The organism is Streptomyces sp. NBRC 110611 (assembly GCF_001590865.1).
Lineage (GTDB): Bacteria > Actinomycetota > Actinomycetes > Streptomycetales > Streptomycetaceae > Streptomyces.
The window spans coordinates 585,128-603,362 of the sequence record NZ_BBUY01000002.1; the positions used below are offsets into that span (position 1 = coordinate 585,128).

Here is an 18,235-nt window from a genome sequence, read left to right on the forward strand (position 1 = left end):
ACTTCCGGACTCCCCGGAATGCGGCGGAGGCAATCTCCGCCGACGGGCATTCTGCGCAGGCGGTCGGGACAAACGGAACGGACCGGCCGCCGGCTCTTCTGTGACATTCCCAACTCAGATGAGTGGCTGGTGAGTGTCCGGAGGAGCCGGCGGCCGGTCCGTGCGGCAGACCGCTCAGCGCTCGGGGCGGAGCCCGCTCAGCGCGTGCGGCAGGACCCGCTCAGCGCTTGCGGAAGTCCGCGGCGGCCAGCAGCGCGGTGTCCGGGTTGTCGGAGAAGATCCCGTCGATGCCGGTGGCGAAGTACGCCTTCAGGGCGCCGAAGACATCGCCGTACCCGGCGGGGTCGTCACCGACCCGGAAGTCCAGCGGCAGGAAGCTGTTCTCGTTGCGCAGGGTGTACGGGTGGACGAGCAGCCCCTCGGCGTGCGCGTCGCGGACGAGGCTGGTGGGCTCGCCGAGCTTCCCCTTGTCGTCCTCCGCGATGACCTGCGGCGTCCAGGGGCCGATGCCCTGGGCGAAGCCGGAGATCCACTTGAGCCCCGCGGGCTTGAGCAGGTCGGCCGTGGTGCGCGGGTCGCCGGCCTCCACGAAGTCCCAGGGCCGGACGGAGGGCTCGTCGAGCAGGACGACCTTCGGGCACCGCAGGCCCAGCCGGCCGAGCCGCTGGAGGCTGCTGGGCTCGAAGGACTGCAGGAAGGTCGGGGAGTGCGCCTTGTCCCGGCCGTACCGGCGCAGCAGCTTGGCGAGCGTCTCCTCGGTGCCCAGGCCCAGCTTGCGGAAGTAGGTGGGGTGCTTGGTCTCGATGTAGAGCCACACCCGGCGGCCGCGCTTGCGCCCCTCGCGCTCGGCCCACTTAAGGACCTCTTCGAAGGTGGGCACCTCCCAGCGGCCGTTGTAGAGCGTGTTGTGCCGGCGGACGTCGGGGATGCGCTCCGTGGCGCGCAGGGTCTTCAGCTCGGCGAGCGTGAAGTCCTCGGTGAACCAGCCGGTGAGCTTCTTGCCGTCGACGGTCTTGGTGGTCTTGCGGCCGGCGAACTCGGGGTGGTCGGCGACATCGGTGGTGCCGGTGATGTCGTTCTCGTGCCGGCACACCAGGTGCCCGTCCTTGGTGGGGACGACGTCCTGCTCGATGATGTCCGCGCCCATGTCGAGGGCGAGTTGGTACGAGCCGAGGGTGTGCTCGGGACGGTAGCCGCTGGCGCCGCGGTGGCCGACGACCAGCGGCACCGGCAGCCGCCGGTCCGCCCCGCCGCGCTCCCGGGCGCTCGCCTGGCCGGCCCCGCCGAGGACCACCGCTCCCGCGCCGAGGGCCGCGGCCCCCAGCACCGTCCGTCGTCCCGGCTGCTGCCCGTTGTGCATACCTCTGCTCCTTGTGTGCGTCTTCCAGGTGTTCCGGAGACTTTCCCCGTATTTCCAGGTGCTTTCGGGTGTTTTCCCGGGTGCGCCACAGCGTGTTGCGCACCTGCCCCAGGAACCTCGCCGATGGTAAGCACGGACGGCTCATGCCGGGGAGACGCCCGACGACAACCCGGGGAACATGGAGGTAACGCACCACAACGGTGCGTATCGATCATGTCAACCCGGTGTGCGCGCGGCAGTGACCCGCGAGTATCGTCCTGGGCTGCAGAGTTCTGCTGCGCCCGCTCGACGTTGATCCGTCACGACCCGGAGGGCCCGTTGTCCCGCATTGTGCTGAAGGCGATTCTCGGATTCGTCATGCGTGTCCTCTACCGTCCGAAGGTCGAGGGCGCCGAGCGCATTCCGGCGACCGGGGCGGTGATCCTGGCCGGCAACCACGTCACGTTCATCGACTCGCTGTTCCTGAGTCTGATCGTCAAGCGCCCGGTGTACTTCATCGGCAAGGACGAGTACGTCACCGGCACCGGCGTCAAGGGCCGCCTGATGGCCTGGTTCTTCACCAGCGCCGGCATGATCCCGGTGGACCGTGACGGAGGTCACGGCGGGGTCGCGGCGCTGATGACCGGCCGCCGGGTCCTGGAGGAGGGCAAGGCCTTCGGCATCTACCCGGAGGGCACCCGCTCCCCCGACGGCCGGCTCTACCGCGGCCGGACCGGTATCGCCCGGCTCGCCCTGATGACCGGGGCTCCGGTCGTCCCGTTCGCCATGATCGGTACGGACAAGGTGCAGCCCGGCGGCAAGGGCCGCCCCCGTATCGCACCGGTCACCGTCCGCTTCGGCGAGGCCCTGGACTTCTCCCGCTACGAGGGCATGGACCGCGACCGCTACGTCCTGCGGGCCGTCACCGACGAGGTGATGAGCGAGGTGATGGAGCTGTCCGGCCAGGAGTACGTCGACATCTACGCCACCAAGGCCCGGACAGCCGCCTGACCCCCTCGGCAACGGCCGCCTGCTCCCCTCAGCAGGGGACCCGGAAGCCGCCCGGCGCGCGCTGGCCCTCGGCGCCGCCGGTCCGTGCCGTCCGCAGTGCCACCTCGGGCCGGGGCACCATGCCGTTGCTGTCCTGGAGCAGTTGCTGACGCGGCATGACGGTGCCGGTGCGGGCGCCGCGCAGGCTGGCGTTCTTGACCGCCACCCGGTTCAGCTGGGCCGGCACCAGCTCCTTCGTGGCCTGGACGAAGGCGATGAAGCTCTCGTAGTCGCGGGCGTGCCGGACCGGCGCGGTGAATCCGGTGAAGGCGCTGAAACCGTCCTGGTTGATGAGGGTGTACGAGGGGGCTGCCAGGCGGTAGGGGCGTGCGAGGTCGAGCGCGGTGCCGTCGATGAGCACATCGGCGGGTTCCACTCGCCGGCCGACCGGGCCGGCCGCGTCGAAGGTGTAGCGGACGTTGCCGGAGACCGCCAGCGGGGCGAAGCCGAGGCCGCCCCCGGGGGCCGGCGCCCACTGCTCCTCCAGCGCGTCGTGGATCTGCCGGCCGGTGACGGTGACGGTCATGATCGGGTCGCCGAAGCCGACGGCGTTCCAGGCCTGGGCGAAGGTGACGGCGCCGCCCGTGGACGCGTCGTGGATCAGGTCGCCGGCGATGACCGCCTGTCCGACGCGCGGGGCGACCGCGATCACCGCGAGCTCCGCGGGACTGTCGGGGTGGTCCGCGGGGTCGTCCATCGGCCCGGCCGGCTGCCGGCCGGCCCACAGGGCCCAGTCGGCGACGAGGTTGCCCATGGTGCTCTCCCCCCTCGCGTTGCGCTGCCGGGTGAAGGAGGCGGTCTGGGTCCCGATCCGGGTGCGGGCGCGCCGGGAGCCGTAGTCGGCCCAGTAGGCGGCGATCGACTTCAGCTCCCGGTGCGGCGCCACGTCCCGGGTGTTGGGGTGGTTGACGGAGGTGGTCAGCTCCCGGACGACGGCTCCGGTGTCCGGGTCGAGCCGCAGACTGATCTCGTTGACGAGCTGGCCGTAGCAGCCGGCCTCGACGAACGGGCGGGGTCTTCCGGCGGGGTCGGGCAGCATCATCGTGAAGGCCTTGTGCCAGTGGCCGGTGACGATGGCGTCGATGTCCGGCGAGGCGCGCAGCGCCAGTTCGTACGCCGGTCCGGAGGGGTTCTTTCCGCTGGTGAAGTCGCTGCCGGCCACCGCGCCGTCGTGCATGCTGAGCACGATCGCGTTGACGCCGCGTGACTTCAGCTCCTTGGCGCAGCGGTTGGCGGTCTCCAGCTCGTCCACGGTGCGCAGGCCCGGCTGGTAGGAGCCGGGGAAGGACTCGCTGCCGATGGCGGTCAGATGGATGAAGCCGACCGGCAGCCGGCGGCCCCGTCCGGCGTCCACCGACACGATGTTGTAGGGCGGGAGGACGAGTTCGCCGGTCGAGTCCCACACCATGTTGGCGCTGTAGTAGGGGAATTCCGCGCCCCGGAACTGGCGGCCGGCCGAGTCCTCGAAGTCGTTGTCCCATCCGACGACGGGATATCCGTCACCGTTCTCCATGTGCTCGGTCAGGAAGCGGACCGACTTGTCGAATTCGTGGTTGCCGGCCGAGGCGAAGTCCATGCCCATGGCGTTGAGGGCTTCGATGGTGGGTTCGTCGGCGAAGGCGGCGGCGTCGAACTCCCAGCCGGAGAAGAGGTCGCCGGGGGCGAAGAAGACCGAGTTGCGGCGGCCGTCGCGCAGCCGCTCCAGATGGGCGGCCAGATACGCGACGCCGCCGACGGTGTAGGTCTTGCCGCCGGCGCCGGTGATCTGGGAGTGGGCGCCGGGTGCGCCCTGCAGATAGCCGTGCAGATCGGTGATGTTGAGGAGCTGGACGTCGACGTATTCGTCGGCGGTGGCGGCGTCACGGGCATGGCCCGTGGCGTAGGCGTTGCTTCCGATGGCGCTCGTGGTGGCCAGGGCCCCTGCGGCGGTGAAGAAGGAACGTCGTCCGATGTCGCGCACTGCGTCACTCTCCTGAGCGGGCCGTCCGTGGGGGGACGACGGAGAGTCAAACGCGCCGCGCGGAACGGCCGGTCACCGGAGCGGGTACCGGGCGTGTACAGGCGGGGGACAGTCGCCCCCAGGGCGTGTCGTGTGGATCATGGCGCTTCGCGGCCGGGGCGTTCCACAGGACACGCCCTGGGACGGCGGTGCGCCCGCCGTCCGGCGTATCAGCGGTACGTCGTATCGGGTGCCGGGGCCGGGCTGTGGGCCAGGGACTGACCGCGCAGCAGGAACCAGGACGCGACGGCCGCGGCGAGCAGCACCGCGGCGCCCACCCCGGCCGCGACCTCCAGGCCGGCCACGAAGGAGTCCTGAGCGGACGTCAGCAGTGCCGCGGCCCGGTCGGCGGGGAGCCCGCCGGCCGCGTCGACCGCGCCGCCGAGCGATTCGCGGGCGGCGGCCGCGGTCTGCTCGGGCACGCCGGCCGGTGTGCCGAACCCGCGGTAGATGCCGGTGACGATGGAGCCGAGCAGGGCGATGCCGAGTGCGGCGCCCAGTTCGTAGGCCGTCTCGGAGACCGCGGAGGCGGCGCCCGCCTCTTCCTTGGGCACGCTGGAGAGGATCACGTCGGCGGTGACGGTGAACGCGAAGCCGGCGCCGACCCCGACGACGAAGAGGATGACGCCGAGCGCGGCGGTGCCGGTGTCCCGGGTCAGGGTGGTGCAGCCGACGAGCGCGAGGCCGACGACGGCGAGGCCGCCGGCCACCACGAGCCGTACCGAGAGCCGGCGGGCGACCCAGCCGGCGGCCAGGCCGGCACCCACCGCGCCGATCGCGGCCGGGAGTTCGACCAGCCCGGCGTTGAGCGGCGAGCGCAGCTGCACCATCTGGAGGAACTGGGAGAGGAAGAAGACCAGACCGGACAGTCCGAGGATGGTCAGCAGGTCGGCCAGCACCGCACCACTGAAGCCCCGGTGCTGGAAGAGCTTCATGTTCAGCAGCGGGGAGTCCAGGGTGAGCTGCCGGCGGACGAACACGGTCAGCGCCAGCACACCGAGGACGGCGGCCGCCGCGATGTCCCAGCGGTAGCCCTCCACCGCCGCTTCCTTGATGGCGTAGACGACGCCGACGATGCCCACCAGGGCCAGCAGGACGCTGGGGATGTCCCAGGGGCCGGGGTCCGGGTTGCGGGACTCCGGGATCACCTTGGCGCCGACGGCCACCAGCAGCGCCATCACCGGCAGGTTGATCAGGAACACCGACCCCCACCAGAAGTGCCCCAGCAGGAAGCCGCCGAGCACCGGGCCGACCGCCATACCGGCCGAGGCCATCGCGCCCCAGATGCCGATGGCCAGGCTGCGTTCCCTGGGGTCGTGGAAGAGGTTGCGGATCAGCGCGAGGGTGGACGGCATCAGCGTCGCACCGGCCACGCCCTGCAGCGCACGGGCCAGGATCATCATCTCCGGGCTGGTGGCGTACGCGGCGAGCGCCGACATCGCGCCGAACGCGACGGAGCCCAGCAGCAGCAGCTTCTTCCGGCCGATGCGGTCGCCGAGGCCGCCCATGGCGACCAGGAGACCGGCGATGACGAAGGAGTAGATGTCACCGATCCACAGCAGCTGGGGGCCCGAGGGGCGCAGGTCCTCGCTGAGGAAGGGGGTGGCGAGGCCGAGGACGGTGGCATCGACACCGACCAGCAGGACGGCCAGGACGAGGACGGCGAGCGCGAGCCAGCGGCCCGGGCGGGGCTGGTCGTCCGCATGGGCCGCACCGGCCCGTCCCGACGCTATGGTCTCGGTCATTTCTCCATGCTCCGTCGAACGCCGCCGAGCAGCAGCTCGGCGATCGAGTGGTTGAGGTCGTTGCGGGCGACGCGCCCTTCGTGGACGGCCCAGGCGCCGGCGCCCAGCAGGCCGTAGAGCGCTTCGGTGAGCCAGGCGGGGCTCAGGTCGATCCGGAAGTGGCCCTCTTCCTGGCCGCGGCGGAAGAGCGCGGTGATCCGGGCGTCCAGCTCGGACCAGCCGGCGTTGATCTCGCCGCCCTCGAAGAGCTGGTTCTCGGTGAAGAGGAAGGCCAGCACGGCGGCGACCGGTCCGGACTCCTCGATCAGCCGGCGCAGCGCGTCCGGCGCGTCCCCCTCGTCCAGCCGGGCGGCGTCCATGGCCTGCCCGAACCGGGCGATCCCGTGTTGCTCCAGCGCTCTGATCAGGGCGTCCCGGCCGGCGAAGTGCCGGTGGAGGGTGGCGCGGCTGATGCCGGCGGTCCGGGCGATCTCGTCCATCGACGCCGTCGCCCGGCGGCTGAGCAGCGCGGCGGCTTCTCTGAGCACGCGTTCACGATCCAAGGCCATGAGACACAGGATAGCGGAATGAGACGTTCATGTCTCATGCGCGACATCTGGCGCGCCCCTCGCGCCCGCTCCGCACGACGGCGGCCCGCACCCGGAGAGACCGGGTACGGGCCGCCGTCGGATACCGCCGATGCCGGGCTACCGCCGCGCCACCGCGTGCGGCCGCTCGGCCGCCGCCCACTCCTGCTGCCGCACCAGATCGGCCCGCACCTCGGCGAGCTGGACCGCCACCGCTGAGGGAGCCGTGCCGCCCCGGCCGCTGCGGGAGGCGAGCGCCCCCGGGACGTTCAGGACGCTGCGGACCTCCGGCGTCAGATGCGGCGAGATCTTCGCGAACTGCTCGTCGGTCAGCTCGTCCAGCTCGATGCCGTGCGCCTCGCACTCCTTGACGCACCCGCCCGCGACCTCGTGCGCCACCCGGAACGGCACGCCCTGCCTGACCAGCCACTCCGCGATGTCGGTGGCGAGGGAGAACCCGGCGGGGGCCAGCTCCTCCATGCGCTCGCGGTGGACCGTGAGCGTGGCCATCATCCCGGTGAACGCCGGGAGCAGCACCTCCAGCTGATCGCAGGAGTCGAAGACCGGCTCCTTGTCCTCCTGCAGATCGCGGTTGTACGCGAGCGGCAGCGCCTTGAGCGTCGCCAGCAGCCCCGTCAGATTGCCGATCAGCCGCCCCGACTTGCCCCGGGCCAGCTCCGCGATGTCCGGATTCTTCTTCTGCGGCATGATCGACGAGCCGGTGGAGAAGGCGTCGTGCAGGGTCACGAAGGAGAACTCCTTCGTGTTCCAGAGGATGACCTCCTCGGCGATACGGGAGAGGTCGACCCCGATCATCGCCGTGATGAAGGCGAACTCCGCGACGAAGTCACGCGAGGCGGTGCCGTCGATGGAGTTGCCCGACGAGCCGTGCTCGAAGCCGAGGTCCCGCGCGACCGCCTCCGGGTCGAGCCCGAGGGAGGAGCCGGCCAGCGCGCCCGAGCCGTACGGCGACACCGCCGTCCGCGCGTCCCACTGCCGCAGCCGCTCCGCGTCCCGCGACAGCGACTGCACATGGGCCAGGACATGGTGGGCGAAGAGCACCGGCTGGGCGTGCTGGAGATGCGTGCGGCCCGGCATCGCCACGTCCGGGTGCGCCTCGGCCAGCCCGGTCAGCGCCTCCTGGAGGTCGGCGATCAGGCCGCCGATGATCCGCGCGTGATCCCGCAGGTACATCCGGAAGAGGGTCGCCACCTGGTCGTTCCGCGACCGGCCGGCCCGCAGTTTGCCGCCGAGGTCGGGGCCGAGCCGCTCCAGGAGCCCGCGCTCCAGGGCGGTGTGCACATCCTCGTCGGCGACGGTGCCGGTGAACGAGCCGTCGGCGACGTCCCGTTCCAGCTGGTCGAGCCCGGCGAGCATGCGCTCCAGTTCGCCGGCGGTGAGCAGGCCCGCCGTGTGGAGCACGCGGGCGTGCGCGCGGGAGCCGGCGATGTCGTACGGGGCCAGCCGCCAGTCGAAGTGGACGGACGCGGACAGGTTCGCGAGGGCCTCGGCGGGGCCGTCGGCGAACCGGCCGCCCCAGAGCCGGACGTCACCGCCCTGGGTGCCGGTCATGCGAGGCCTCCGTCGTGCTCCGCACCCAGGTCACGCCGCGCCGCGATCTTGCTCGACATGCCGAACAGCTCGATGAAGCCCTTCGACAGCGACTGGTCGAAGGTGTCGCCGGTGTCGTAGGTGGCGAGGTGGAAGTCGTACAGCGACTGGTCCGACTTCCGGCCGGTGACCACCGCGCGGCCGCCGTGCAGCGTCATCCGGATGTCCCCGCTGACCTGCTGGTTCGCCTCGTCGATAAAGCCGTCGAGGGCCCGCTTGAGCGGTGAGAACCACAGGCCGTCATAGACCAGTTCGCCCCAGCGCTGCTCGACCTGCCGCTTGTAGCGGGCCAGTTCGCGCTCGACGGTGACGTTCTCCAGCTCCTGGTGGGCGGTGATCAGCGCGAGGGCGCCGGGCGCCTCGTACACCTCGCGGGACTTGATGCCGACCAGCCGGTCCTCGACCATGTCGATCCGGCCGACGCCCTGGGCGCCGGCCCGCTCGTTGAGCTGCTGGATGGCCTGGAGGACGGTGACGGGCCTGCCGTCCAGGGCGACCGGCACGCCTTCCTTGAAGGTGATGACGACCTCGTCGGCCTCCCGCGGAGTGGCGGGGTTCTCGGTGTACTCGTAGACGTCCTCGATCGGCGCGTTCCAGATGTCCTCCAGGAAGCCGGTCTCCACGGCCCGCCCGAAGACGTTCTGGTCGATCGAGTAGGGCGACTTCTTGGTCGTCGCGATCGGGAGGTCCTTCTCCTCGCAGAAGGCGATCGCCTTGTCCCGGGTCATCGCGTAGTCGCGGACCGGGGCGATGCACTTCAGGCCGGGGGCGAGGGAGGCGATACCGGCCTCGAACCGGACCTGGTCGTTGCCCTTGCCGGTGCAGCCGTGGGCGACCGTCGTGGCGCCGTGCTTCTTCGCCGCGGCGACCAGGTGTTTGACGATCGTCGGCCGGGAGAGCGCGGAGACCAGCGGATAGCGGTCCATGTACAGCGCGTTGGCCTTGATCGCCGGGAGACAGTACTCGTCGGCGAACTCGTCCCTGGCGTCCGCGACCTCGGCCTCGACCGCGCCGCAGGCGAGCGCGCGCTTGCGGATGACGTCCAGGTCCTCGCCGCCCTGGCCGACGTCCACGGCGACGGCGATGACCTCGGCTCCCGTCTCCTCGGCGATCCAGCCGATGCAGACAGAGGTGTCCAGGCCACCCGAGTAGGCGAGTACGACGCGCTCGGTCACGGGTTTCTCCTTACGATGCATGCGCTGTTCGGCATAAGTATGCATTCCTCCGTATGCTTCGTCAATGCAGCAGTGCATACGCAGGTCGGCGACGGCTCGTCGGTGCGCAGCGGGCCCCGCACCCGACCCGCTACCCCTCCCCCAGCTCCTCGGCGAGCACCGCCGCATGGCTCGCCGGCACCTCCTTCGTCGCCGTCAGCAGCGTCAGCGGCCCCTCACGGGCGAGCCCCCGCAGCCGCTCCAGCGCCCGCTGCGCGGCCTCCCCCGCCAGCTCCTCGCGGTAGCGCGCCACGAACCCCTCGAACCGCTCCGCCCGATGGCCGTACCAGCGCCGCAGCTCGGTCGAGGGCGCCACGTCCTTGCACCACTCGGAGAGCCGCGCGTCCGCCTTGGCCAGACCCCGGGGCCACAGCCGGTCCACCAGCACCCGCGCCCCGTCCGCCGGCTCCGGCGGCTCGTAGACCCGGCGCACCCGGACCCCACCCCGGGACGACATTTCACCCATAAGCCCATCGAAGCATGGAAGTCCGGCCCCCGCCGGAGGCGCGAAAGGCCCCCGTGGGGGACCCGCTTTGGATTCATGGCCCCGGACAGGGTATTTTTCTTCTGCACGCCCCGGCCGGGACTTCTCCGGCTGGAACGAGCACCGGGACGTGGCGCAGCTTGGTAGCGCACTTGACTGGGGGTCAAGGGGTCGCAGGTTCAAATCCTGTCGTCCCGACGGTGCACAGAGGCCGGGGGCCTGTCTCACTCAGTGAGGCAGGCCCCCGGCCTTTGCCGCGTCGGAGCAGCGGGGAGTGTGCCCGCCTCACGACAGGCGGCCGATCTCCTCACGGACCGTGTTCACGACCTCGGCCGGGAGGGTGGCATAGCCCTGGAAGGTCAGGTTCTCCTGGCCCTTCCGGCTGGCCATGTACGTCAGGAACGCCTTGGTCGCCGGCCAGGTCGACGGCTTGTTGCCCTTGTCGCAGACGATCTCGTACGTGACGACGTCGATCGGGTAGGCGCCGGGAGCCTTGGTCGCGTAGTCCAGCTCGATGACGTGATCACGGCCGGAGCTGACGGTCTTGGCACCGGCGATCGCCTGGGACGCCGCGATCACATTGGGGGCGACGGGGGCCGGCGCGCCGGTGTCGATGGAGACCGTGCGGATCATCCGGGCGACCGCGTACGGCAGCTCGAAGTAGCCGATCGCGCCGTCGGTCTTCTGCACCTCGGCGGCGAGGTCCGCGGAGCCCTTGGCCCCCTCACCGCCGTCGGCCGCCCACTCCTTGCTGTGCGCGTACGGCCAGGCGTCCGGGGCGGCGGTGGCGAGGTACGAGGTGAAGTTGTCCGTGGTGCCGGAGGAGTCGGAGCGGTGGAACGGCCGGATCGGCGTGTCCGGCAGCTTGGCGCCCTTGTTGAGCCGCGCGATCACCGGATCGTTCCACTTGGCGATCCGGCCGTCGAAGATCTTGGCCAGGGTCGGGGCGTCCAGGACCAGCTTGTCGACCCCGGCGAGGCGGTAGCCGACCGCGATCGGGCCGCCGACCATGGGCAGGTGGATGGCGTGGCCGCCGCCCGGGCAGACCTTCTTCGACCGGTCGACCTGGTCGGCGGTCATCGGGGAGTCCGAGCCCGCGAACGCCGTCCGGCCCGCGAGGAAGTCGTCCTGCCCCGCGCCGGAGCCGTTACCGGTGTAGCCGATCCTGGTGTCCGGGCAGGCCTCGGTGTAGTTCTTGATCCAGTCCCGCATGGCGTACTGCTGCGCCGTCGAACCGGAGCCCTTCAGAGAGCCCGGTTTGCCGCAGGCGATCCCGGCGACGGTGCGCTGCGCCGCGGCACTGGCACCGGCCGCCGGGCCCGAGCCGCCGGCGCCGCCGTCCGAGCCGCAGGCCGTCAGGGCCAGGAGGCCGGAGAGGACCGCCGCGCCGGCCGCCGCGGTGCGCGGCCCGCCCTTCCGCTGGAGTTTCACGCTCAGGTGCTCCTTCCTGCGGGCCGGGCACGGCCGACGCAGCAGAGAGTGGTGAGACCCCCATCACTATATGCATACTTTTCGGGACAATCGGTGATCGCGAGTGGACCGGCGCGTCCCCGGCGGACGGCGCGTCCGCGTGACCGGCGCCCGCCTGGCCGGCGCCCGCCTGGCCAGTGCCCGGGTACATCCGCCTGACCAGTGCCCGCCGGGGTCACCGCGTCAGTGCGACTTCTGCGCCAGCCGCAGCAGATGGTCGGCGAGCGCCTGGCCGCCCGTCGGGTCGCGGCTGATGAGCATCAGCGTGTCGTCACCGGCGATGGTGCCGAGGATGTCGTGGAGCTCGGCCTGGTCGATGGCCGAGGCCAGGAACTGGGCCGCGCCCGGGGGCGTGCGCAGGACGACCAGGTTGGCGGAGGCCTCGGCGGAGATGAGGAGTTCACCGGAGAGCCGGCGCATCCGCTCCTCCTTGGCCGACTCCCCCAGCGGCGCCCGGGGCTTGCGGTCGCCGCCCTCACTGGGCACCGCGTAGATCAGCTCACCACCGGTGTTGCGGATCTTCACGGCGCCCAGCTCGTCCAGGTCCCGGGAGAGCGTCGCCTGGGTGACGGACAGCCCGTCGTCGGCGAGCAGCTTCGCGAGCTGGCTCTGGGAACGGACCGGCAGCCGGTTGAGGATGTCCACGATCCGGCGGTGGCGGGCGGTGCGGGTCTGCGGTACGGCCGGGCCGCCGTTGTGCACCCCGTTGTCCTGCGGCTGGGTCATCTGTGTCGTCAGTCTCCGGATCGTTGTGCCCCGTCGGCCCTCTGCCGGGCCGCGTCGAGGACGGCGGGGAGCTTCCGGAGGAACGTATCCGCTTCCCCGTCGGAGAGGATCAGCGGCGGAGCCAGCCGGATGACGTCCGGCACGGCCGCGTTCACCAGGAGGCCCGCGTCCTGAGCCGCCTGCTGCACCCGTGGCGCGAGCGGCTCCGTCAAGACGATACCCAGGAGCAGGCCCGCACCGCGGACCTGGCCGACCAATGGGTGCCCCAGAGCCTCGATTCCGGCGCGCAGCCGCTCGCCGACCCGTCGGACGTTCGCCAGGACGCCGTCCTGCTCGATGGTCTCCAGGACGGCGAGCGCGGCGGCGCACACCACCGGGTTGCCGCTGAACGTCGAGCCGTGCGAGCCGGGGGTGAGGAGGCCGGCGGCCGGGCCGAAGGCGAGGGTGGCGCCGATGGGCAGGCCGCCGCCGAGGCCCTTGGCGAGGGTGATGACGTCCGCCTCGACGCCCTGGGCGAGGGACTCCAGCCAGTGTCCGGTCCGTCCGATGCCGGTCTGGATCTCGTCGAGGACGAGCAGGGTGCCGGTCGCTGCGGTGATCTCACGGGCGGCCCGGAGGTACCCGGGCGGCGGTACGACCACGCCGTTCTCGCCCTGGACGGGCTCCAGGATGACGAAGGCGGTGTCGGTGGTGACGGCGGCGCGGAGCGCCTCGGCGTCCCCGTACGGAACGTAGGTCACCTCGCCGGGAAGCGGGGCGAAGGGCGCCTGCTTGGCGGGCTGGCCGGTCAGCGCGAGGGCGCCCATGGTGCGGCCGTGGAAGCCGCCGGTCGTGGCGACCATGTGGGTGCGCCCGGTCAGCCGGCCGATCTTGAAGGCGGCCTCATTGGCCTCGGCGCCGGAGTTGGAGAAGTAGACCCGGCCGGGGCGTCCGCCGGCCAGCGCCAGCAGCCGCTCGGCGAGCGCGACGGTGGGCTCGGCGATGAAGAAGTTCGAGACATGGCCGAGGGTGGCGGCCTGCTCGGAGACCGCGCGGAGCACCGCCGGGTGGGCGTGGCCGAGGGCGTTGACCGCGATCCCGCCGAGGAAGTCGAGGTACGCGTTGCCGTCGGCGTCCCACACCGTGGCGCCCGCGCCCCGGACGAGCGGGACCCGCGGGGTGCCGAAGTTGTCCATCATGACGTCCTGCCAGCGGCCGGTGAGGGCCTTGTTGCTCACGCCGTTCGCGCCATCCGTCATGCCGTCGCCCCCTCGTTCTCCCCGCCGGTCTCCCCGTCGGTCTCCTCGTCGTCCGCCGCGTCCGGCACGACCATCGTGCCGATCCCCTCGTCCGTGAAGATCTCCAGCAGGATCGAGTGCTGGACCCGGCCGTCGATCACCCGGGCGGTGTGCACCCCGTTCCGTACGGCGTGCAGGCAGCCCCGCATCTTGGGCACCATGCCGCTGGCGAGGCCGGGCAGCAGCCTCTCCAGCTCGGAGGCGGTGAGGCGGCTGATCACCTCGTCGCTGTTCGGCCAGTCCTCGTAGAGCCCTTCGACGTCCGTGAGGACCATCAGCGTTTCGGCGCCCAGCGCCGCAGCGAGTGCCGCAGCCGCCGTATCAGCATTGACGTTGTAGACATGTCCTTGGTCACCTTCGTCCTGGGAACGGGCGATCGAGGAGACGACCGGGATCCGGCCGTCGGCGAGCAGGGCCTCGACGGCGCCGGTGTCGATCTCGGTGATCTCACCGACCCGGCCGATGTCCACCAACTCGCCGTCGATGCACGGCAGATGCCTGGTCGCGGTGATGGTGTGCGCGTCCTCGCCGGTGAGCCCGACGGCGAGCGGGCCGTGCTGGTTGAGCAGCCCGACCAGCTCGCGCTGGACCTGACCGGCGAGGACCATGCGGACGACATTCATGGCCTCGGGGGTGGTGACCCGCAGGCCCGCCTTGAACTCGCTGGCCAGGCCGGCCGCTTCGAGCGCCGCACTGATCTGCGGGCCGCCGCCGTGCACCACGACCGGCTTGAGTCCGGCGTGGCGCAGGAAGACCACGTCCTGGGCGAAGGCGGCCTTCAGCTCGTCGTCGACCATGGCGTTGCCGCCGAACTTGATGACGACGGTCTTGCCGTGGTGACGGGTGAGCCAGGGCAGCGCCTCGACGAGGGTCCGGGCCTTGGGCAGGGCGGTGTGCTTCCGCGTGGTGGCAGTCGTGGCGGTCGCGGTGGCCGTGGCGGTCGCGGTGGTCATGGCAGTCGTGGCGGTCGTAGTGGTCGTGGTGGTCATGAGGAGTACGCGCTGTTCTCGTGGACGTAGTCGGCGGTGAGGTCGTTGGCCCAGATGACCGCGGACGCGGACCCCGCGGAGAGGTCGGCGGTGATCGTGACCTGGCGGTAGCGCATGTCGACGAGGTCCCGGTCCTCGCCCACGGAACCGTTCTTGCAGACCCACACGCCGTTGATGGCGACGTTCAGCTGGTCGGGCTCGAAGGCCGCGCGGGTGGTGCCGATGGCGGACAGCACCCGGCCCCAGTTGGGGTCCTCGCCGTGGATGGCGCACTTGAGCAGATTGTTGCGGGCGATGGACCGGCCCACCTCGACGGCGTCGCCCTCGGACGCGGCATTGACGACCTCGATCCGGATGTCCTTGCTGGCGCCCTCGGCGTCACCGATCAGCTGCCGCGCGAGGTCGTCGCAGACGTCCCGTACGGCCTCGGCGAACTCGCCGTACCCGGGGGTGACGTGAGCCGCCCCGGAGGCGAGGAGGAGCACCGTGTCGTTGGTCGACATACAGCCGTCGGAGTCGACCCGGTCGAAGGTGAGCCGGGTGGCGTCCCGCAGCGCCCGGTCCAGGGTCGCGCTGTCCACGTCGGCGTCCGTGGTGAGGACCACGAGCATGGTGGCCAGGCCCGGGGCGAGCATGCCCGCGCCCTTGGCCATACCGCCGACGGTCCAGCCGTCCCTGGTCACCACCGCGGTCTTGTGGACGGTGTCGGTGGTCTTGATGGCGATGGCGGCCTTCTCCCCGCCGTGCTCGGACAGCGCACCGGCGGCCCGCTCGACGCCGGGGAGCAGCTTGTCCATCGGCAGCGTGACGCCGATCAGCCCGGTCGAGGCGACGGCGACCTCCCCCGCACCGATGTCCAGGGCCGCGGCGGCCCGCTCCGCGGTGGCGTGGGTGTCCTGGAAGCCCTGCGGTCCCGTACAGGCGTTGGCGCCACCGGAGTTGAGCACGACCGCGGTCAGCTCACCGCTCCTGAGGACCTGCTGGGACCACAGGACCGGGGCGGCCTTGACGCGGTTGGCGGTGAAGACCCCCGCGGCGGCGCGGCGCGGGCCGGTGTTGACCACGAGGGCCAGGTCCGGGTCGCCGCTGTCCTTGATCCCGGCGGCGATGCCCGCCGCCGTGAATCCCTTCGCTGCCGTCACGGTCACGGCGCAACTCCCATCGTGGAAAGACCGGTGGTCTCGTCGAGACCGAGGGCGATGTTCATGCTCTGTACGGCGCCGCCGGCCGTCCCCTTCGTCAGGTTGTCGAGGGCGCTGATCGCGATGACGCGGCCGGCCGCGGCGTCGTACGCGACCTGGATCTGGGCCGCGTTGGAGCCGTACACGGAGGCCGTGGCGGGCCACTGCCCCTCGGGCAGCAGGTGGACGAACGGCTCGTCGGCGAAGGCCTTCTCGTACGCGGCGCGTACGGCGTCGGCGTCCACACCGGGCCGGGCCGCGGCGGAGCAGGTCGCGAGGATGCCCCGGGACATCGGGGCCAGGGTCGGCGTGAACGAGACGGTGACCGGCTCGCCCGCGACCGCGCTGAGGTTCTGGACCATCTCCGGGGTGTGCCGGTGCACACCGCCCACGCCGTACGGGGACATCGAGCCCATCACCTCCGAGCCGAGCAGATGCGGTTTGGCCGCCTTGCCCGCGCCGGAGGTACCGGAGGCGGCGACGACCACGGCCTCGCTGCCGACCAGCCCGGCGGCGTACGCGGGGAAGAGCGCGAGCGAAACGGCGGTCGGGTAGCAACCGGGCACCGCGATGCGCCTGGCCCCCGCCAGCGCGGCACGGCGGCCCGGCAGTTCGGGGAGGCCGTAGGGCCAGGTACCGGCGTGCTCTCCGCCGTAGAAGCGCTGCCACTGCGCCGCGTCCTCGAGCCGGAAATCGGCCCCCATGTCGACGACCAGGACGTCCGGCCCGAGCTCCTCGGCGACCGCGGCCGACTGGCCGTGCGGCAGCGCGAGGAAGACCACGTCGTGGCCCGCCAGGGCCGCGGCGGAGGTCTCCCGGAGCTCCCGGCCGGCCAGCGGCAGCAGCTGCGGCTGCAGCTCCCCGAGGCGTCGCCCCGCGTTGGAGTGCCCGGTCAGCGCACCGACCTCCACCTCCGGGTGCCCCAGCAGCAGACGCAGCACTTCACCGCCCGCATACCCACTCGCACCGGCCACCGCCGCTCGTACCGTCATGACCCCTCCTCGTCGATGGCATGACTATACGGAGGGCGGCAGCTTTATGCAATACCCGGCGCGGTGAGCGGCGGTACCGGCTGTGACCGAGACTCTTAGTTGACGGATGAGCACGCTAGTTGGCGGATCTTGATCCCGTAACGCTGTGTTGCGAGCAGTCCCGAAGAATGATCCCCGTTGCCGGTCGGGGGGTCGCTGTGGGTGAGTGAGCGAGGCAGCGAGCGCGAAGATCCCGTCGGTTTCACGTCATCTGGACCAGCTTGTCACGGCGTACGGCGGGGATGCCGGGTTCCGGGACCTGTTGCGGCTCGGGGACGGATGGGCTCGTCGGTGGAGTTCGACTTGACGGGTGGGTGCCGGCAAGAGCCAGGCTGCTGGACGTACGTCCGATGAAGCCGGTCAAGGACGCGGATGCGCTGAATTTCGCGGCGGGCAGGGAGGTGGCGGCGGCATGCGGCTGGCGGTGGTCGCGGGCCGGCGCCCGCATGTCTGGAGCATGCTTGATCACTTGCCCTCGCGCCGTCAGTCGACAAGAGATCCGCTGGGCATGCGGAACCAGTTGCTCACTGCCATCGGCGGCCGGGAGGGTCGGTTGATGACATTCTCCGAGCTGGCGGACGCGACCAGCGTGCCTTCCGGCCGACCTGACCGAGGATCAGCTGGGGCGGGCCCGGCTGCGGGCTGCCCATGTGCTGGAAGCCGAGACGGGGTTCCGGGAGGGCCACCCGGCTCGAGCCCTGCCGGGTGAGCCCCGGCCTGCCTACGATCCGGACTGCACGACGCTGACTCAGCGCCGCCACGCGAAGGCAGCGGAGACGAAGGCGATGCCCCGTCCGGAGGCAGTCCGGCTCGGCCTGCAGCACCATCGACGGCCTGGAGAAGGCCCTGGCCGGGGCCTCGGCCTCCTCGACGACGCCCTCGCCCCCGAGGGCAGAGCCGCGGTCGCCGCAGCGATGGAGCAGGCCGGCGAACGCCGATCCCTCATGCTCGCTGAGCAGGACGAGGAACGCGAGGCGGCCTGGCGCGAACGCGCCCTGAACGCCGAGGGAGCCCTCAAAGCCGCCCACACCGAGATCCTCACCCAGCGCACACGGATCGGCGAACTCCTCAGCCAGATACGCGAGTTGGAAGCTGAATGGCCTCAGGAAGCCGTCCAGCGGATCACCACCGAGAACACCACCCTCAAACAGCGGGTCCGTCAGCTCACCGCCGACAACCGCACCCTCGACGAGCGGCTCAAGGCCGCCCGCTCCAACCCGCGCTTCCAGGACCGTCGCGTCGCCGACCTCGAAGCCCGGATCGCGGGTCCCTGACAACCCGGAGGCCACTCCGCCCGGTCCGGTGACCAGGGGAAACCCTTGGTCACCGGACCATTCCGTATGCCCGGCCTCACCACAGCCGAGAAGGAGGCGAATCGACTGGTCAGCCGCGATCGCGCCCCGACGATCACACCTCCTGCCACCACGAGTCCTTCAGCCTCGACTCACACCATGGGCTTGACCAGGCAATTCAGGATGAAACGATCTCACTGACTCAGCGCCGCGCCGCCGCCCTGGAAGAGGACGCCAGCGATCTCGTACGCCACACCACCG

Annotated in this window: 16 protein-coding genes and 1 tRNA gene; 3 read left to right on the forward strand and 14 right to left on the reverse strand. The window is 71.4% G+C overall.

Annotation, left to right across the window (positions count from 1 at the left end):
• Positions 1 to 220: 220 nt before the first annotated feature.
• On the reverse strand, positions 221 to 1,360 hold the full coding sequence (locus AZE13_RS07100) for a glycerophosphodiester phosphodiesterase (RefSeq protein ID WP_066928073.1): 1,140 nt from the start codon (positions 1,358 to 1,360) through the stop codon (positions 221 to 223).
• Positions 1,361 to 1,678: 318 nt separating this feature from the next.
• Between AZE13_RS07100 and AZE13_RS07105 the strand changes: the two genes are divergently transcribed.
• Positions 1,679 to 2,350, forward strand: coding sequence for a lysophospholipid acyltransferase family protein (locus AZE13_RS07105; RefSeq protein ID WP_066928075.1), 672 nt, complete (start codon positions 1,679 to 1,681; stop codon positions 2,348 to 2,350).
• 28 nt (positions 2,351 to 2,378) lie between these two features.
• Here AZE13_RS07105 and AZE13_RS07110 read toward each other — a convergent pair whose 3' ends face one another.
• From AZE13_RS07110 to AZE13_RS07135, 6 genes are all read right to left on the reverse strand, one after another.
• Positions 2,379 to 4,349 (reverse strand): bifunctional metallophosphatase/5'-nucleotidase, encoded by a 1,971-nt coding sequence (locus AZE13_RS07110; protein ID WP_066928077.1) that lies wholly within the window; start codon positions 4,347 to 4,349, stop codon positions 2,379 to 2,381.
• 209 nt (positions 4,350 to 4,558) lie between these two features.
• A complete protein-coding gene (locus tag AZE13_RS07115; RefSeq protein ID WP_079123768.1) occupies positions 4,559 to 6,133 on the reverse strand; it encodes an MFS transporter in 1,575 nt (524 codons plus the stop codon).
• Positions 6,130 to 6,681, reverse strand: a complete 552-nt coding sequence (locus AZE13_RS07120) for a TetR/AcrR family transcriptional regulator (protein ID WP_066928079.1) — start codon at positions 6,679 to 6,681, stop codon at positions 6,130 to 6,132. The genes AZE13_RS07115 and AZE13_RS07120 overlap by 4 nt, the downstream gene beginning before the upstream one ends.
• A gap of 138 nt (positions 6,682 to 6,819) precedes the next feature.
• The gene (gene argH / locus AZE13_RS07125; protein WP_066928081.1) at positions 6,820 to 8,271 is read right to left on the reverse strand and encodes an argininosuccinate lyase; all 1,452 of its coding nucleotides are present in this window, start codon (positions 8,269 to 8,271) and stop codon (positions 6,820 to 6,822) included.
• Positions 8,268 to 9,485: an argininosuccinate synthase gene (locus tag AZE13_RS07130; RefSeq protein WP_066928083.1), complete on the reverse strand. Its 1,218-nt coding sequence runs from the start codon at positions 9,483 to 9,485 to the stop codon at positions 8,268 to 8,270. The genes argH and AZE13_RS07130 overlap by 4 nt, the downstream gene beginning before the upstream one ends.
• A gap of 130 nt (positions 9,486 to 9,615) precedes the next feature.
• On the reverse strand, positions 9,616 to 9,990 hold the full coding sequence (locus AZE13_RS07135) for a DUF488 domain-containing protein (protein ID WP_079123769.1): 375 nt from the start codon (positions 9,988 to 9,990) through the stop codon (positions 9,616 to 9,618).
• A gap of 142 nt (positions 9,991 to 10,132) precedes the next feature.
• Here AZE13_RS07135 and AZE13_RS07140 point away from each other — a divergent pair.
• Positions 10,133 to 10,206: transfer RNA gene (locus tag AZE13_RS07140), tRNA-Pro, on the forward strand.
• A gap of 87 nt (positions 10,207 to 10,293) precedes the next feature.
• Here the strand turns inward: AZE13_RS07140 and pstS are convergent.
• The 7 genes from pstS to AZE13_RS36730 form a co-directional block, all read right to left on the reverse strand.
• Positions 10,294 to 11,439 carry a phosphate ABC transporter substrate-binding protein PstS gene (gene pstS / locus AZE13_RS07145; RefSeq protein ID WP_066928086.1) on the reverse strand — a complete coding sequence of 382 codons (1,146 nt, stop codon included), beginning with the start codon at positions 11,437 to 11,439 and terminating at the stop codon, positions 10,294 to 10,296.
• A gap of 222 nt (positions 11,440 to 11,661) precedes the next feature.
• Complete coding sequence (locus tag AZE13_RS07150; protein WP_066928088.1) at positions 11,662 to 12,204, reverse strand: arginine repressor; 543 nt, start codon at positions 12,202 to 12,204, stop codon at positions 11,662 to 11,664.
• A gap of 8 nt (positions 12,205 to 12,212) precedes the next feature.
• Positions 12,213 to 13,442 (reverse strand): acetylornithine transaminase, encoded by a 1,230-nt coding sequence (locus AZE13_RS07155; RefSeq protein ID WP_066928090.1) that lies wholly within the window; start codon positions 13,440 to 13,442, stop codon positions 12,213 to 12,215.
• On the reverse strand, positions 13,439 to 14,434 hold the full coding sequence (gene argB, locus AZE13_RS07160; RefSeq protein WP_066928092.1) for an acetylglutamate kinase: 996 nt from the start codon (positions 14,432 to 14,434) through the stop codon (positions 13,439 to 13,441). Before argB ends, AZE13_RS07155 begins: the two co-directional genes overlap by 4 nt.
• Positions 14,435 to 14,466: 32 nt before the next feature.
• Entirely contained in the window at positions 14,467 to 15,618 is a 1,152-nt protein-coding gene (gene argJ, locus AZE13_RS07165) for a bifunctional glutamate N-acetyltransferase/amino-acid acetyltransferase ArgJ (RefSeq protein WP_066928094.1), read from the reverse strand.
• The gene (argC, locus tag AZE13_RS07170; protein ID WP_066928098.1) at positions 15,615 to 16,643 is read right to left on the reverse strand and encodes an N-acetyl-gamma-glutamyl-phosphate reductase; all 1,029 of its coding nucleotides are present in this window, start codon (positions 16,641 to 16,643) and stop codon (positions 15,615 to 15,617) included. The genes argJ and argC overlap by 4 nt, the downstream gene beginning before the upstream one ends.
• Before the next feature lie 241 nt (positions 16,644 to 16,884).
• The gene (locus tag AZE13_RS36730; RefSeq protein WP_181690272.1) at positions 16,885 to 17,130 is read right to left on the reverse strand and encodes a hypothetical protein; all 246 of its coding nucleotides are present in this window, start codon (positions 17,128 to 17,130) and stop codon (positions 16,885 to 16,887) included.
• 337 nt (positions 17,131 to 17,467) lie between these two features.
• Here AZE13_RS36730 and AZE13_RS07175 point away from each other — a divergent pair, with 337 nt between their 5' ends.
• Complete coding sequence (locus tag AZE13_RS07175; protein ID WP_309302173.1) at positions 17,468 to 17,956, forward strand: hypothetical protein; 489 nt, start codon at positions 17,468 to 17,470, stop codon at positions 17,954 to 17,956.
• Positions 17,957 to 18,235: the final 279 nt, after the last annotated feature.